Raw genomic sequence first — 15,700 nt, forward strand, 5'->3', positions numbered from 1 at the left:
GGCGCGCGGGCGCCGGCCCGGGTGGTCATTTCAGGGTGATGGTGGTGTTCACCGCACCGCCGTCGGCATCCTCGTCGAACCAGCGCTGGGTGACGGTCTTGGTCTGGGTGTAGAAGGTCACCACCTGCTTGCCGTAGGGGCCCAGGTCGCCGAGCTTGGAGGCGCGCGAGCCGGAGAAGGAGAACAGCGGCACCGGCACCGGAATCGGCACGTTGATGCCCACCTGGCCGACGTCGATCTCTTCCTGGAAGTGCCGCGCGGCGGCGCCGGAGCGGGTGAACAGGGCGGTGCCGTTGCCGTTCGGGTTGGCGTTGATGATGTCGATCGCCTCCTGCAGGCTGGCGGCCTGCATCACGCACAGCACCGGGCCGAAGATTTCCTCGCGGTACACGGTCATCTGCGCGGTAACCCCGGAGAAGATGGTCGGGCCGACGAAGTTGCCGTCCTGATAGCCCGGCACGTGCGGGTTGCGACCGTCCAGTTCCAGCTTGGCGCCTTCCTCGACGCCCTTGACGATCAGGCCGGTGATGCGCTCCAGGGCGGCGCAGGAGATCACCGGGCCGATATCGGTGCCCGGCTCGGTGCCGGCGTTCACCTTGAGGGTCTTGGTGCGTTCGATCAGCTCCGGCAGCCAGGCCTGCGCCTCGCCGACCAGGATCACCACCGGCAGGGCCATGCAGCGCTGGCCGGCGGCGCCGAAGGAGGCGCCGAGCAGGTTGTTGAGGGTCTGCTGCTTGTTGGCGTCGGGCAGCACGATGGCGTGGTTCTTCGCTCCCATCATGCACTGGGCGCGCTTGCCGTTCTGGCTGGCGCGGTTGTAGACGTGGGTGCCGACCTGGGTCGAACCGACGAAGGACACCGCCTTGATGTCCGGGTGGTCGCACAGCAGGTTCACCGCATCGACCCCGCCATGGATGACGTTGAGCACGCCCTTGGGCACGCCGGCCTCCAGGGCCAGTTCGACCAGGCGCATGGTCACCAGCGGGTCCTGCTCGGACGGCTTGAGCACGAAGGTGTTGCCGCAGGCGATGGCCATGGGGAACATCCACAGCGGGATCATCGCCGGGAAGTTGAACGGGGTGATGCCGGCGCATACGCCCAGGGGTTGCAGCAGGGTGTAGGTGTCGACGCCGCCGGCGACGTTGTTGGCCAGCTCGCCCATCTGCAGGGTGCCGATGCTGGCGGCATGCTCGACCACTTCCAGGCCGCGGAACACGTCGCCTTCGGCATCGGGCAGGGTCTTGCCCTGTTCGGCGGTGAGCAGGGCGGCCAGCTCCTTGATGTTGTCGCGGATCAGTTGCTGGTATTTGAGGAAGATCCGCGCGCGGGCGCCGATCGGGGTCTTGCGCCAGGTTTTGAAGGCTTCCTTGGCGGCGGCCACGGCGGCGTCCATTTCGGCGGCGGTGGCGAAGGGCACGCGGGCCAGCACCTGCTGGGTGGCCGGGTTGACCACGTCGCGCCACTGGGTGGTCTTGGATTCGACGAATTCGCCGTTGATGAGCAGCTTGACGCTGGGAACGCTGGAAGAGGTCATTTTCGGTCCTGCCTGCTTTCTTGAGGTCGAGTGGGTCCCCTCGGCCGGTGCGGCCGAGCGGTCGGGGTGATTTGCGGAGGGCCGGCGCGCCGGCCCGGTTTCAGCCCTTGAGCTGCGGGAAGTCTTCTTCGAAGTATTCCTGCGCGCCGCGTTCGCCCTGGCGGCGCTGCACTTCCATCTGCCGCAGTTCGACCCGGCGGATCTTCCCGGAGATGGTCTTGGGCAGCTCGGTGACGAACTCGATGCGCCGCACCCGCTTGTAGGGCGCCAGGTGCTCGCGGGCGAAGGCCAGGATGTTTTCCGCCAGCGCGGCGCTGCCGGGTTCGTCGTGGGCGAGGATGAGGAAGGCCTTGGGCACGGCCAGGCGTACCGGATCCGGGCTCGGCACGACCGCCACCTCCATCACCGCCGGGTGCTCGATCAGTGCGCTCTCCAGCTCGAAGGGGCTGATGCGGTAGTCGGAGGCCTTGAACACGTCGTCGGCGCGGCCAACGAAGGTGACGTAGCCGTCGGCGTCGACCGACGCGGTGTCGCCGGTGCGGTAGTAGCCGCCGCGCATCACCTCGGCAGTCTTCTCCGGGCTGTCCTCGTAGCACAGCATCAGGCCCAGCGGATGGGGCTCCAGCGGCAGGGCCACCTCGCCGTCGCTGGCCGGCTGGCCGTCGGGGTCGAGCATGCACACCCGGTAGCCGGGCAGCGGACGGCCCATGGACCCGGGTTTGAGCGGCTGGCCGGGGGTGTTGCCGACCAGGGCGGTGGTTTCCGACTGGCCGAAACCGTCGCGCAACCACAGGCCCCAGGCATGCTGGATCTGCTCGATGATCTCCGGGTTGAGCGGCTCGCCGGCGCCCACCAGTTCGCGCAGGCGCAGGCGGCCTTTCAGGCTGGCCAGGTCTTCCTGGATCAGCATGCGCCATACCGTGGGCGGCGCGCACAGGCTGGTGACGCCGTATTTTTCCAGCACGCCGAGCAGGGCCGGAGCGCTGAAGCGGGCGACGTTGTGAATGAAAATGCAGGCGCCGGCGTTCCACGGCGCGAAGAAACAGCTCCAGGCGTGCTTGGCCCAGCCCGGCGAGGAGATGTTCAGGTGCAGGTCGCCCGGCTGCAGGCCGATCCAGTACATGGTCGAGAGGTGGCCGACCGGGTAGCTCTGGTGGCTGTGCAGGACCATCTTCGGTTTGCTGGTGGTGCCGGAGGTGAAGTACAGCAGCATGGGGTCGGTGGCCAGGGTGGTGCCCTCGGCAGTGAACGCGCTGGCGTGCTCCGCGTAGGTCTGATGCGGCGTCCAGCCCGCCACCGGTGCACCGACGCAGATGCGCGTGCAGCCTGCGGCCAGGTCGGCGAACTTGCCGGTGTGCTCGCTGCCCACCACCAGGTGGCGCACCTGGCCGCGATCGATACGGTCGCGCAGGTCCTCGGCGGTGAGCAGGGCGGTGGCCGGGATCACCACGGCACCGAGCTTGAAGGCGGCGAGCATGGTTTCCCACAGGGCGATGTGGTTGCCCAGCATCAGCAGCATGCGTTCGCCACGGCGCACGCCGAGGGCGCGCAGGTGGTTGGCCACGCGGTTGGAGCGCTCGGCCAGTTCGGCGAAGCTGTAGCGCTGCTCGCTGCCGTCTTCCTCGACTATCCACAGCGCCGGCGCCTGGTTGCCCTCGGCCATGGCGTCGAAGTAGTCCAGTGCCCAGTTGAACTGGTGCAACTGCGGCCAGCGGAAGTCGCGCACCGCGGCGGCGTAGTCGGTGCGGTGGGCCAGGAGGAAGTCGCGTGCGGCGACGAAGGGTTGGCTGTTGCGGTTCATGGCGGTTCTCCTGCGATCGGCGCGGTACGGGCGGTCAGGCGGCGCGGTGGCCGGCATGGACGAGGCACATGCGGGCGGTCGATGGCGGGAGGAGGGTGGCAGCGGAGGATGGTTTCATGGCGAGTGCCCTTGTTTATTTTTGTTGGGACTGGCCCGGTTTTATCACCAGGCTGGTGAGTCCAGTATAGGTAGGCATTGTTAGGATAAGAACACGTATGGATTCAGGTGCGATATGCAAAAATGTTGCATGTCCCGCAGCGATGTCCCCCATGGCTTCTCGACGGTCCGGCCCGGCGGTGGGGGTGAAGGGAAGGACCTGATACGCAGGCATAAAAAAGCGCGACGCAAGGAACTTGGTCGCGCTTGGGGCCTTACGCCCCAGGGAGGCGCCAGGGGTTGGCGCCACGTGGGTCGCGTCAGTGACTGCTGGCGGCGGCTGCGCCGAAGCCGGTCTGGGCCCGCACGAACTGGTCGGCGTAGGCGGCGCGCTCGGCCTGGGCGCGCTTGCTGCGGTCCAGCTTGGAGACCAGCACTATGGTGACGAAGGCCAGCGGCATGGAGAACAGCGCGGGCTGGTCGTAGGGGAACAGCGCCTCGGCATGGCCCAGCACGCCGACCCACACCGAGGGCGAGCCGATCACCAGGGCCAGGGCGCTGATCAGGCCGGCCAGGCCGCCATAGACCGCACCACGGGTGGTCAGGCCGTCCCAGTACATGGCCATGATCAGCACCGGGAAGTTGGCCGAGGCGGCCACGCCGAAGGTCAGGCCGACCAGGAAGGCGATGTTCATCTGCTCGAAGAGAATGCCCAGGCCGATGGCGACCATACCGATGGCCACCGTGGCGATGCGCGAGACGCGCATCTCGTCCTTCTCGTTGGCGCGGCCTTTCTTCAGCACCGAGGCGTAGAGGTCATGGGAGATGGCCGAGGCGCCGGCCAGGGCCAGGCCGGCGACCACCGCGAGAATGGTGGCGAAGGCCACGGCGGAGAGGAAACCGAGGAACAGGTCGCCGCCCACTGCCTTGGCCAGATGCATGGCCACCATGTTGCCGCCGCCGATCAGGGCGCCACCGAGCTTGCCGTCGACGAAGTACTGCGGGTCGCCGCCGACTATGACGATGGCGCTGTAGCCCAGGGCGCAGACCACGAGGAAGAAGAAGCCGATGAACAGCGTGGCGAACAGCACCGAGCGCCGCGCCTCGCGGGCGTTGGGCACGGTGAAGAAACGCATCAGGATGTGCGGCAGGCCGGCGATGCCGAAGACCAGGCCGAGCGACAGCGACACCGCATTGATCGGGTCGGCCAGCAGGGAGCCGGGGCCCATGATCTGCGCGCCGCTGGCATGCAGGGCCACGGCCTGCTCGGCCAGCGTCTCGAAACTGAAGTCGAAACGCGCCAGTGCCAGCACTGCCAGGGTAGTGCCGCCGCCAAGCAGCAGTACCGCCTTGGTGATCTGCACCCAGGTGGTGGCGAGCATGCCGCCGAAAATCACGTAGACCAGCATCAGCGCGCCGACCACCACTACCGCGGTGCTGTAGTCGAGGCCGAACAGCAGTTTGATCAATTGGCCGGCGCCGACCATCTGCACCACCAGGTAGCAGCACACCACGGTCAGCGAGCCGAGCGCGGCGAAGCTGCGCACGCGGGTCTGGTCCAGCCGGTAGGAGACGATGTCGGCGAAGGTGTAGCGACCCAGGTTGCGCAGGCGCTCGGCCATGAGGAAGGTGACGATGGGCCAGCCAACGAAGAAGCCGATGATGTAGACGAAGCCGTCGTAGCCCCGGGCGAAGACCAGGCTGGACAGGCCCAGCAGGGTGGCCGCCGACATGTAGTCGCCGGCGATCGCCAGACCGTTCTGGAAGCCGCTGATACCGCCGCCGGCGCTGTAGAAATCGGCGGCCGAACGGGTGCGCCGCGCCGCCCACCAGGTGATCGCCAGGGTGGCGAGGACGAAGACGAAGAACATGCCGATGGCGTGCAGGTTGAGCGGCTGTTGCTCGGCCGTCAGGGGGGCGGCCTCGGCCAGTGGTGCACAGAGCGCGAGCAGAAGGGCTGGACGTTTCATACCTGGGACTCCTCGAGGATCTGCGCGCTGATGGCGTCGAAATGCAGGTTGGCGCTGCGCACGTACCAGGCGGTGAGCAGCCAGCACAGCAGGATCAGCGCAGCTCCCAGCGGCAGGCCCAGGCTCAGGTGGCTGCCGGCGTACAGCGGCAGGTGCAGCCAACCGGGAGCGAAGGCCACCAGCATGATGAAGCTGTAGTAGAGGGCCAGCACCAGGGCGCTCAGGGCCCAGGCGAGGCGCGCGCGGCGGCGGGCGAGGCGCTGGAACTTGGGATTGCTGCGGATCAGTGCGCAGGTCAGGGCATGGTTGGCGTGGCTGCTCATGCTGGTGCTCCGTGGTTGTTGTTGTCGGATCGCTGCAGATGTCGTCGCGTGTGGGACGCGGACGCTGGGTACGTGGGAGAGCAGTGCCCGGGCGGGTGGGGGGAGGCGGGTCGTCGTCGACGGCGCTGCCGCGGAGCGATCCGCAGCCGCCGCACACGCCGGTGATGGACCATGCGTTCATGCGCTAAGCCCTGAATTGTTGTTGGAGGGGCCGGCCCGATCTGGTCAGGCGTTGTGACAGGGAGTATATGTAGGCGTATTTACTCTATGAATTGACAAATAAGCCTGACTCATATGCAAAAAAGCACAGCTATGGAGCGAATCAACTGGGACGACCTGCGCTTTTTCCTCGAGGTGGCGCGCAGTCGCACCGCCAGCGCGGCTTCGCGTCGGCTGGGAGTGGACTACACCACGGTGTCGCGGCGCATCCGCGGCCTGGAACAGAGCCTGGGCGCGCTGCTGTTCGAGAAGTCACGCAGCGCCGGCTTCGTCCTGACCAGCGAGGGGCAGCGCCTGCTGGGGCACGTGGAGAGTCTGGAGGGCACGCTGCAGGTCGCCTGCGAACAGGTCTCCGGCAGCACCGGCGGGCTCGCCGGGCATCTGCGCATCGGTTGCACCGAGGCCTTCGGCTCCTGCTTCGTCACGGCGCAGATGAGCCATTTTCTCGACCACTACCCGAACATCTCGGTGGACATCCTGCCGGTGCCGCACTTCATCAGCCTGTCGCGGCGCGAGGCGGACATCGCCATCACCCTGGAACGCCCGGAACGCGGCCCCTATGTCTGCTCGCGGCTGTGCGACTACCGCCTGCGCCTGTACGCCACGCCCGGCTACCTGGCCAACCACGCGCCGATCCGCAGCCGCGACGACCTGGCCGGGCATGCCTTCGTCACCTACGTCGAGGATCTGGCGTTCAGCTTCAAGCTGCTGTACCTCAACGACCTGCTGCCCGGTGCGCACAGCCGCCTGCGCAGCACCAGCGTGGTCGCTCAGTACCACGCGGCCCTGGAGGGCCGCGCGCTGGCGATACTGCCGTGTTTTCTCGCCGGCCCCGATCCGCGCCTGCAGGCGGTACTGCCGGACGAAGTCGAGGTGATGCGGCAGTTCTGGATGTACTACAGCGAGGATCTGCGCAAGCTCAAGCGAGTCACCCTGGTGGCCGAGTACCTGCGTGCCTGCGCCGAACTCAATCGCGACCTGCTGCTGGGCGAGTCGACGCAGATGGTCTACCTGCCGAGTCTCTAGGCCGACGGGCGCCAGCGCGAATCGGCAGGCGCGCCGGTGGCCAGGCAGAAGCAGCCGGCGGCGGGCGAGCCCAGCGCCAGCAGGGCCCGATCCAGGGCCTCCGAATCGAGCGCGGCCACCGCCTCGCGCAGCCGCTGCAGTTGTCCAGCGTCGTCCCCAAGTTGCCAGAGCAGGGTCGCGGCCTCGCCCGGGGCTAGTTTTGCGGGGGCGAGACGGGCCAGCAGCAGTTCGCGCTGGCGCGCCAGGTCGAGACCTGCCAGTGGTACGCGCTGGGCGTCGATAAAGGCCTGCACATGACCGAGCAGCGTGTGGGCGTCGGCGTATGGCGATTGCACGGCGAACAACAGGCCATCCAGCCCGGCCAGGCGCCGATGACCGGCGAACACGCCGTAGCCCAGCCCCAGTCGCTGACGCCAGTGGTGATGGAAGGGCGCCTGCAGCCACTGGCCGAGCAGGCGCGCGGCCGCCTGTTCGGCGGCACTACCCTGGCCGCTCGGAACGAACAGCAGCAGCGCCTGTTCGCCGGCCATCGGCTCGACCTCCAGCCACAGCCGCTGCTCCAGTCGCGGGCGCTGCGACGGCCAGCGCCCGGCTTGCCCCGGCGCCGCGTTCCACAGCGCACAGACCGCGTGCCACTGCGCGTCGTCCAGGCCCAGGGCCAGGCCGTCGCGGCGGCAATCGCTCAACCTCACCGGGTCGCCAGGCGGATGCAGCTGGCGCGTCAGCTCGCTTTCCAGGCGTTGCCACAGGCGGCGCAGGAACATCGCCGCGGATGGCGAGGGCGTCGGCGCCGGCTGGGGAAGCGGGGCATTGTCCAGGGCGTCCAGGCTGGCGCGCAGCAGGTCCGGCAGCAGCGGCGCGGGTCCGCTCAGGCGCAACTCACACAGCTCGCCGCCGGAACTCAGACCCAGCTCCAAGCCGGCGCGCCGGGTCGTCGTGGCGAGCGCTTGCACGGCGCCCTGCAGCAGGCCGCCGGGCGGCGAGCAGCCCGGCGCTGCCTGCCAGCGGAGCAACAGCGCGCCATGGCCATGGCCGCCGGGCAGGTGCTCGCGGCGCAGGCCGGCGGCCTCGGGCGAGGCCGTCGCGCGGTTCGGGCCGCGCTGCTGCAGCCAGGGATTGGCCGGCGGCAGCTGCCAGTGCGGCGGGGCGGACGCGGACGGCGCCAGCGCACCGCACCGGCCAACCAGACGCAGCAGGTTGCCGGGATGCAGCTGGGGCAGGATCTCGCGCAGCACGGCCTCATCCAGTGATGGCGTCTCGCCGGCCTGCAGCCAGTGGCGCAGCAGGCCCAGCGGTTCCACCGCACAGGCCTGGCGCGCCAGCCAGCGCCGATGTTCGGTACTCAGCGCGCCCCAGTCCTGGCGGGCGAAGAACGCCAGCCAGTCGAACAGCAGCTCGAGCACCGCGGTTTCGCCGTCCGCGGCGATGCTGCCCAGGTCGAGTTGCAGCAGTGCCTGATCCTGGTGGTGGTAGGCCAGGCTCGCCTGTACCGGACCGCCCAGGCCGCGTTCGGCCAGGCTGGCGGCCCAGCCGCCGGGGGCGTCGTGCTGCAGTTGCTGGCAGAGCCACTGCAGCGCCGGCGCGGCGCCGTCCGGCAGTTGCTGCAGGGTAAACAGCAGGCACAGACCGGGGCGCGCCATCGCCACGCGGCTGTGGCGCGGCGGCAGCAGGGCCGGCGGCGGCGGGCGCGGCGTGGGCGTAGCGGCACGCAGGCGATTGCCCTCGCGTTCGGCGAGCTCGCGCAATTGCTCCGGCGGCTGCGGGCCGAGCAGCACCAGGCGGGCCTGGCCGGCGTGGTAGAAATCCCGGTGGAAGCGGCGCAGGGCCTGCTGAAACCCCTCTTGCTGCAGCGCCAGGCTGGCGCGCTCGCCGGCGTGGCAGCGTGCCAGCGGGTGCTGCGCCGGCACGGCCTCGGCCAGGGCCCTGCTGGCGGCGCTCAGGTCGTCGCGCGACCAGGCCAAGTATTCGGCGTGCAGCACCTCGCGCTCGGCGTGCTGCTGGCGCAGGTCCAGGGCCGGCGCGGCGAGCATGTCGCACAACCGCTCCAGGCCGGCATCGACAGCGGTCGTCGGTAGCTCGAAGAAGTAGTCGGTGTGGCGTTCGCGGGTGCTGGCGTTGGCTTGGCCGCCGTGCTCCATCGTCAGGGGCAGCAGGCTGTCCTGCGCAGTGAAGTGGCGGCTGCCAAGAAACACCAGGTGTTCGAGGAAATGCGCCAGTCCCGGGTACTCCGGAGGCTCGTCGTGGCTGCCGGCGTCGATGCGCAGGGCGGCGCCGCAGCGGTTCAGCCAAGGCGCGTGCAGCAGGGTCACGTGCAGGCCATTGCTCAGGCGCAGGTGCTGCACGTTTGGGCTGGGCATTCAGCGAACCCGGGCGATCAATCGTGAGGTGGCGGCGTTGCGAAAGGTCAGCTCGGCGATGGCTTGCTCGGCCTGCTCGGCCTCATCGCGGGCGGTGAGGATCACGCCGTGATGGGCCGACTTGCTGCACACCGGGTCGGCGTTGCTGGCGTCGCCGGTGAGCAGGAAGGCCTGGCAGCGACAGCCGCCGAAGTCCTTGTGCTTCTCGTCGCAGCTGCGGCAGGGCTCGGGCATCCAGGCGTCGCCGCGGAAATGGTTGAAGCCCGGCGAGTCGTGCCAGATCTGTCGCAGCGGCATCTGCCGCACGTTGGGGAACTCGATCGGTAGCTGCCGCGCGCTGTGGCACGGCAGCGCGGTGCCGTCCGGGGTGATGTCGAGGAACAGGCTGCCCCAGCCGTTCATGCAGGCCTTGGGGCGCTCCTCGTAATAATCCGGGGTGACGAAGATCAGCTTGCACGGGTGGTTCTCGACCGCGAGCCTGTCACGCCATTGATTGGTAATGCGTTCGGCGCGTTCCAGCTGCGCACGGGTCGGCAGCAGCCCAGCGCGGTTGAGCTCCGCCCAGCCATAGAACTGACAGGTGGCGAGCTCGACGAAGTCTGCCTCCAGCTCAAGGCACAGCCTGATGATGCGCTCGATATTGTCGATATTGTGCCGGTGGGTGACGAAGTTGAGCACCATCGGATAGCCGTGGGCCTTGACCGCACGGGCCATCGCCAGCTTCTGGGCGAAGGCCTTCTGCGAGCCGGCCAAGAGGTTGTTCACCTCCTCGTCGGCGGCCTGGAAACTGATCTGGATATGATCCAAGCCCGCCGCGGCGAACTCGGCGATGCGAGCCTCGGTCAGGCCGATGCCGGAGGTTATCAGGTTGGTGTAGTAGCCCAGGCCACGTGCCGCCGCGATCAGCTCGGCCAGATCCTGACGCACTAGCGGCTCACCGCCGGAAAAACCCAGTTGCACCGCGCCCAGCTCACGGGCCTGGCGAAACACCTCGATCCACTCGGTGGTCGACAGCTCGGTGCCCTGCTGGGCGAAATCCAGCGGGTTGGAGCAGTACGGGCACTGCAGCGGGCAGCGATAGGTCAGCTCGGCCAGCAGCCAGAGCGGCGGGCCGAGCGGGGTGTCAGGCGAGTTGCAGCCAGAACTTGTCACGGGCCACCTCCATAAACTGTTCAACGTCGTCGCCCAACTCCGCGACCTCGGGATAGCGCGCCTTCAGTTCGGCGACGATGGCGGCAACGCTGCGTCGACCGTCGATCAGGCTGGCGATGGCGCCGGCGCTGTCGTTGAGCTTGACCATGCCCTCCGGGTAGAGCAGTACATGGGCCTGCTGCGCCGGTTCCCATTGCAGGCGGTAGCCGGGGCGCAGGCGCGGGACCAGGCGACGGTCGAAGCCGCTCACAGGGCGATCCCCCGATGCCAGACGCGTTCGGCGGTCACCGTGTGGTATGGCGGGCGCTGCAGTTCGTAGGCCATGCTCAGGGCGTCGAGCATGCTCCACAGTACGTCCAACTTGAACTGCAGGATCTGCAGCATGCGCTGCTGGGCATCAAAGGTGCGGTAGTGTTCGAGGGTGATGCGCAGACCGTGCTCGACATCGCGGCGCGCCTCCTTCAGGCGCTTGCGGAAATAATCGTAGCCGCTGGCGTCGATCCACGGGTAGTGCTGCGGCCAGGCATCCAGGCGCGACTGATGGATCTGCGGGGCGAATAGCTCGGTCAGCGAACTGCTGGCTGCCTCCTGCCAGCTAGCTCTGCGGGCGAAGTTGACGTAGGCATCGACGGCGAAGCGCACTCCGGGCAGCACCAGCTCCTGCGACAGCATCTGCTGGCGGTCGAGGCCGACGGACTCGGCCAGGCGCAGCCAGGCCTCGATACCGCCGTCCTCGCCGGGCGCACCATCGTGATCGAGGATGCGCTGCATCCACTCGCGACGGGTCTCGCGATCTGGGCAGTTGGCGAGAATCGCTGCATCCTTCAGCGGGATATTGACCTGATAGTAGAAACGATTGGCCACCCAGCCCTGGATCTGCTCGCGGTTGGCGCGGCCTTCATACATGGCGCGATGGAACGGGTGATGAATGTGGTACAGCGCGCCCTTGGCGCGCAGCGCCTGCTCGAATTTGGCAGGGCTCAGGGCAGCTTGGCTCATCGACGCTCCAGATTTTTGTTGTTGGCCCGTTACAGGTGGATGCTCATGCCATCGAACGCGACCTCGATGCCGCGGGCGTCCAGTTCGGCACGCTCGGGCGAGTCCAGGTCGAGAATCGGGTTGGTGTTGTTGATATGGATCAGGATCTTGCGCGCCGCCGGCAGGCCATCGAGCACCTCGAGCATGCCGCCTGGGCCGCTCTGCGGCAGATGGCCCATCTCGCTGCCGAGCTTGTCGCCCACCTCGCACCGGCGCATCTCGTCGTCGCGCCACAGCGTGCCGTCCACCAGCAGGCAATCGGCGCGGCGCATCCAGCCCAGCAGCGGCTCGTCCACCTGACCCAGGCCGGGGGCGTAGAACAAGGTTCCCCCCGTGCGCAGGTCCTCGATAAACAGGCCGATGTTGTCGCCCGGATGCGGATTGCCGCGGTGCGGCGAATACGGCGGCGCGCTGCTGCGCAGGGCGATGGCGGTGAGGCGCAGCCCAGGACAGGCGGGGATGGTGAACGGCTTGGCATCCAGCTCGATCAGCTGGTGCTGCAGGCCGCCGTTCCAGTGGCTGAGCATGTTGAACAGCGGAAAGCCGCTGGTCAGGTCCTGATGGACCATCTCGGTACACCAGACCTGGTGCGGGCAGCCTTCGCGCAGGGTCAGCAGGCCGGTGCAGTGATCGATCTGGCTGTCGAGCAGGACGATGCCGGCGATCGCCGTGTCGCGCAGCTGGCGCGCAGGCTGCAGCGCCGGGAAGGCTTCGATCTGCGCGCGAATGTCCGGCGAGGCGTTGCACAGGATCCACTCGCCGCCATCGTCGGAGATGGCGATGGACGACTGGGTACGCGGCTGCGCGCGCAGGGTACCGGCGCGCACGCCGCGGCAGTTGCGGCAGTTGCAGTTCCACTGGGGGAAACCGCCGCCGGCGGCGGAACCGAGAATCTGGATATGCATCTGGGCCTCGCGCGGCAAAAAAAATCAGGCCCCGGCAGGCCGGGGCGGGAAACGCGGCGCGCCGGGCACGCCGCAGCTGGCTCAACGGTTGGCGAAGTACAGGGTCACTTCGAAGCCGATGCGCAGGTCGGTGTAGCTAGGTTTAGTCCACATGTTGTTGTTCCTCCGGTGGTTGGGGTGGTATTCACGGGCGGGCCGAACCCGCCCGTGGGGGTCAGGGTTTGGCGGCTTGCTGCGCCTTGAGGTAGTCGTCGTATTCGCGGCTCATCACATAGGCCTTGATCTGTTCCACCTCGGACGCGCTCAGCGAGTTCTTGAAGGATGGCATGCCCAGCGGGCGGAGGATGCCGTCCCGGACGATCTGCTGGAAGTTGTCGCGACGCCATTGATCCGTATGGCGCAGGTCGGGGATCAGGCCGCCGCTGACCGCGCCGACGCCGTGACACATCGAGCAGTAGTTGCCGTACAACAGCTTACCGGCGTCCACATCCGCGGCGCTCGCCTCGACCGGTTGCGGCGTGCGCTGCACGGCGACCGTTGTCGCCTGTGGCAGCGGCGGCAGGCCGGCCTGGCCGCCGAGCTTAAACACCAGCAGGCGGCTGAGGTTGCGCACCCCGGGGGCCAGTGCCGCGTCGCCGCCGAGCAGCGGGGCCACGCCGCCCCAGCCGGCCATGACCGCCACATATTGTTCGTCGTCCAGGCTGAAGCTGATGGGGGCGGCGACTATCCCGGTCTGCGCGGCGAAACTCCACAGGCGTTGTCCCTTGTCCGCCGAATAGGCGTGCAGCTGACCATCGGCCGTGCCCTGGAATACCAGGTTGCCAGCGGTGCTCAAGGTGCCGCCATTCCAGTAGAAACTGTGGGGCACGCTCCAGGCCTCGCGCTGGCGAACCGGGTCCCAGGCCAGCAAGGCGCCGCTCACCGCCTCGCGGGGAATCTCGTGGGTGTCACTGAAGCCGGTGCCGGTGTTGAAACCGTCGATCTTCTTGAACGCGGCCCCCTCGTTACGGTAGACCCCGGGGATCTCCTGGTAGGGGATATACATCAGCCCGGTCTGCGGGTTGAACGACATGGAGTGCCAGTTGTGCGCGCCGAACGGGCTCGGCCACATCACCACCTGCTCCTTCTCGTAGCGCGCACCGGGTACCTCTACCGGACGGCCGGTGGCCAGGTCTACCTTCTCGGCCCAGGTCACCTTGCCGAACTTTTCCGCCGAGAGCAGTTCGCCGGTGGCGCGATCGAGCACATAGAAGAAGCCGTTCTTCGGCGCCTGCATCAGCACTTTGCGCGGCTTGCCGTCCAGCTCCAGGGTAGCCAGGGTGATCTGCTGGGTGGCGGTGAAGTCCCAGGCTTCGCCCGGCGTGGTCTGGTAATGCCAGAGCAGCTTGCCGCTGTCCGGGCGCAGAGCGAGGATCGACGACAGGTACAGGTTGTCGCCGCCGCCCGGGCTGCGGATCTCGCGGTTCCACGGCGAGCCGTTACCGGTGCCGATGTACAGCAGGTCCAGCTCCGGGTCGTAGGCCATGCTGTCCCACACAGTGCCGCCGCCGCCGAGTTTCCAGTACTGGTCGCCCTTCCAGGTCTTGGCCGCTGCGGCCAGTTCGGGGTGCTCGTAGGGCTGGGCCGGGTCGCCCGGCACCGTGTAGAAGCGCCAGGCCATCTTGCCGGTCTCGGCATCGTAGGCGGAGAAGAAGCCGCGCACGCCGTACTCGGCGCCGCCGTTGCCGATGATCACCTTGCCCTTCACGACGCGCGGGGCGCCGGTGATGCTGTAGGGCTTGGCCGGGTCGGTGGTCTGCTCGCTCCAGACCTCGCGGCCGGTCTTGGCGTCAAGGGCGATCAGGCGACCGTCCAGGGCGCCGACGTAGACCTTGCCGTTCCATAGGGCGACGCCGCGGTTGCCCGCGTCGCAGCAGGCGTAGCGGGAGCGGCCGCGATCCACCTGGGGATCGAATTGCCACAGGCGCTTGCCGCTGCGCAGGTCCACGGCCATCACCCGGCTCCAGGACAGCGAGGCGTAGAGCACGCCGTCGGACACCAGCGGGGTGGCCTCCAGGCCACGGTTGTTTTCCAGATCCAGGTACCAGGCCAGGCCCAGCTTGCCGACGTTGCCGGCGTCGATCTGCTTGAGCGGGCTGAAGCGCTGCTCGGCGTAGGTGCGGCCATGGCTGAGCCATTCGCTGCCGTCTTGCTCGCTGGCACGGATGGCGGCCTCGTCGACCTTGGCGGCCTGGGCGCCTGTGGCGACCAGCAGCGCGGTGAGCAGGCAGACGAAACGGCGTGATTGGGTGAGGTTAGGCATCACGCGAAACTCCTGTTGTTGTTGGAATGGGAAGGCAAGCGGCGGTGCTTAGAAAACGTGTAGCAGGCGCAGGTTGACCCGTCCCTGCTCCTTGAAGCCGTTGTCCACCGAGATGTCGCGGCCGAAGTTGACCATCAGCTGGTCGCTCGGGGTGACGAACCAGCTGGCCCCGACGCTGAACTTGCTGGTGTTCGGCTTGTCGTTCATGTCCAGGCCGTCCACTTCTGTCTCGCCGCCCCACAGGCGCGAGACGCCGGCGCGCAGGTCGAAGCGTTCGTTGACGTGGTAGCGCAGGAACGCCTGGGCCTGGAACAGCGGCTTCTGCTTGAGAGTCTGGCTGGCGGGGCCGAAGTCGTCGTTCTTGCCGAAGAAGGTCACGTCGCCCACCAGGTCGAGGCTGAACTTGTCGCCCAGGCCCTCGATGTAGCCGGCCTGCAGTGCACCCTATCCAGCGGTTCTCGCCGAGGTTGATGGCGCGGTCGTTGTCGTAGCTGCCGGTGGGCAGCCAGAGGTGGGGGCTGATGCCGAAGTAGCGGCGTTGCTCCGGCTGGTTCACCAGCCATACGGTGGCGGCCAGCATCAGGTCGCCGGTGCCACTGTCGCTGCCCAGGGCCGACAGGTCGTCCTTGGCGCGCATGTTGCCGAAGGGCAGGAGGAACTGCGGGTCGACGATGTAGCCGCCCAGCTCCATGAAGTGCACGCCGCGCAGGATGCCGATATCCGAATCCAGGCCGGCGTCCAGCGGCAGCTTGTCGCCGTTGGCGTAGAGGCGGTTGCGTTCGGCGTGCTGGTAGTAGAGCAAGCCCACGTTGGTGCCGGCAGGCATTGCGGTGTAATCGCCGGCGTCTACGTCGAGCGCCGAGGCACCGGCGCAAAAGCTGCTCAGCAGGCCGAACAGCGAAGCATGCAGCCACTGCCGGGCCGGTTTGGGCCGAGCCGCATCTATGCTCATTTTCATGACATCACCTTTATTGTTT

At 67.9% G+C, this 15,700-nt stretch carries 12 protein-coding genes and 1 pseudogene; 1 reads left to right on the top strand and 12 read right to left on the bottom strand.

All coding sequences use genetic code 11. The features are described from left to right. Positions 1-25 precede the first annotated feature (25 nt). The 4 genes from LE197_RS35070 to LE197_RS35085 all read right to left on the bottom strand — a co-directional run bounded on the left by LE197_RS35070 (position 26) and on the right by LE197_RS35085 (position 5,724). On the bottom strand, positions 26-1,534 hold the full coding sequence (locus tag LE197_RS35070; RefSeq protein ID WP_023123341.1) for a CoA-acylating methylmalonate-semialdehyde dehydrogenase: 1,509 nt from the start codon (positions 1,532-1,534) through the stop codon (positions 26-28). A gap of 100 nt (positions 1,535-1,634) precedes the next feature. Further along, positions 1,635-3,335, bottom strand: coding sequence for an AMP-binding protein (locus LE197_RS35075; RefSeq protein WP_023123340.1), 1,701 nt, complete (start codon positions 3,333-3,335; stop codon positions 1,635-1,637). 416 nt (positions 3,336-3,751) lie between these two features. After that, complete coding sequence (locus tag LE197_RS35080; RefSeq protein WP_023123339.1) at positions 3,752-5,401, bottom strand: cation acetate symporter; 1,650 nt, start codon at positions 5,399-5,401, stop codon at positions 3,752-3,754. Further along, entirely contained in the window at positions 5,398-5,724 is a 327-nt protein-coding gene (locus LE197_RS35085) for a DUF485 domain-containing protein (protein WP_023123338.1), read from the bottom strand. Before LE197_RS35085 ends, LE197_RS35080 begins: the two co-directional genes overlap by 4 nt. 294 nt (positions 5,725-6,018) lie before the next feature. On the opposite strand from LE197_RS35085, the gene LE197_RS35090 reads away from it, so the two are divergent. Further along, positions 6,019-6,969: a LysR family transcriptional regulator gene (locus LE197_RS35090; protein ID WP_031654918.1), complete on the top strand. Its 951-nt coding sequence runs from the start codon at positions 6,019-6,021 to the stop codon at positions 6,967-6,969. On the opposite strand, the gene pqqF is transcribed toward LE197_RS35090, so the two are convergent. The 8 genes and pseudogenes from pqqF to LE197_RS37400 form a co-directional block, all read right to left on the bottom strand. Further along, positions 6,966-9,326, bottom strand: a complete 2,361-nt coding sequence (pqqF, locus tag LE197_RS35095) for a pyrroloquinoline quinone biosynthesis protein PqqF (protein ID WP_023123336.1) — start codon at positions 9,324-9,326, stop codon at positions 6,966-6,968. The genes LE197_RS35090 and pqqF overlap by 4 nt on opposite strands. Continuing rightward, positions 9,327-10,478 (bottom strand): pyrroloquinoline quinone biosynthesis protein PqqE, encoded by a 1,152-nt coding sequence (pqqE, locus tag LE197_RS35100; protein ID WP_023123335.1) that lies wholly within the window; start codon positions 10,476-10,478, stop codon positions 9,327-9,329. It lies immediately after the preceding gene. Continuing rightward, the gene (gene pqqD / locus LE197_RS35105) at positions 10,450-10,728 is read right to left on the bottom strand and encodes a pyrroloquinoline quinone biosynthesis peptide chaperone PqqD (protein WP_023123334.1); all 279 of its coding nucleotides are present in this window, start codon (positions 10,726-10,728) and stop codon (positions 10,450-10,452) included. Before pqqD ends, pqqE begins: the two co-directional genes overlap by 29 nt. After that, positions 10,725-11,477 carry a pyrroloquinoline-quinone synthase PqqC gene (gene pqqC / locus LE197_RS35110; protein ID WP_226033804.1) on the bottom strand — a complete coding sequence of 251 codons (753 nt, stop codon included), beginning with the start codon at positions 11,475-11,477 and terminating at the stop codon, positions 10,725-10,727. The genes pqqD and pqqC overlap by 4 nt, the downstream gene beginning before the upstream one ends. 29 nt (positions 11,478-11,506) lie before the next feature. Then, positions 11,507-12,421 carry a pyrroloquinoline quinone biosynthesis protein PqqB gene (gene pqqB, locus LE197_RS35115; RefSeq protein ID WP_226033805.1) on the bottom strand — a complete coding sequence of 305 codons (915 nt, stop codon included), beginning with the start codon at positions 12,419-12,421 and terminating at the stop codon, positions 11,507-11,509. 81 nt (positions 12,422-12,502) lie between these two features. Then, entirely contained in the window at positions 12,503-12,574 is a 72-nt protein-coding gene (gene pqqA, locus LE197_RS35120) for a pyrroloquinoline quinone precursor peptide PqqA (RefSeq protein WP_003239771.1), read from the bottom strand. Between the two features lie 61 nt (positions 12,575-12,635). Further along, the gene (locus LE197_RS35125; protein WP_226033806.1) at positions 12,636-14,723 is read right to left on the bottom strand and encodes a PQQ-dependent dehydrogenase, methanol/ethanol family; all 2,088 of its coding nucleotides are present in this window, start codon (positions 14,721-14,723) and stop codon (positions 12,636-12,638) included. A 48-nt stretch (positions 14,724-14,771) separates the two neighbouring features. Continuing rightward, positions 14,772-15,681 (bottom strand): annotated as a pseudogene (locus LE197_RS37400) (transporter). Between the last annotated feature and the right edge of the window lie 19 nt (positions 15,682-15,700).

Origin of the sequence: Pseudomonas sp. PS1(2021) (assembly GCF_020405165.1) — a bacterium.
Lineage (GTDB): Bacteria > Pseudomonadota > Gammaproteobacteria > Pseudomonadales > Pseudomonadaceae > Pseudomonas > Pseudomonas aeruginosa.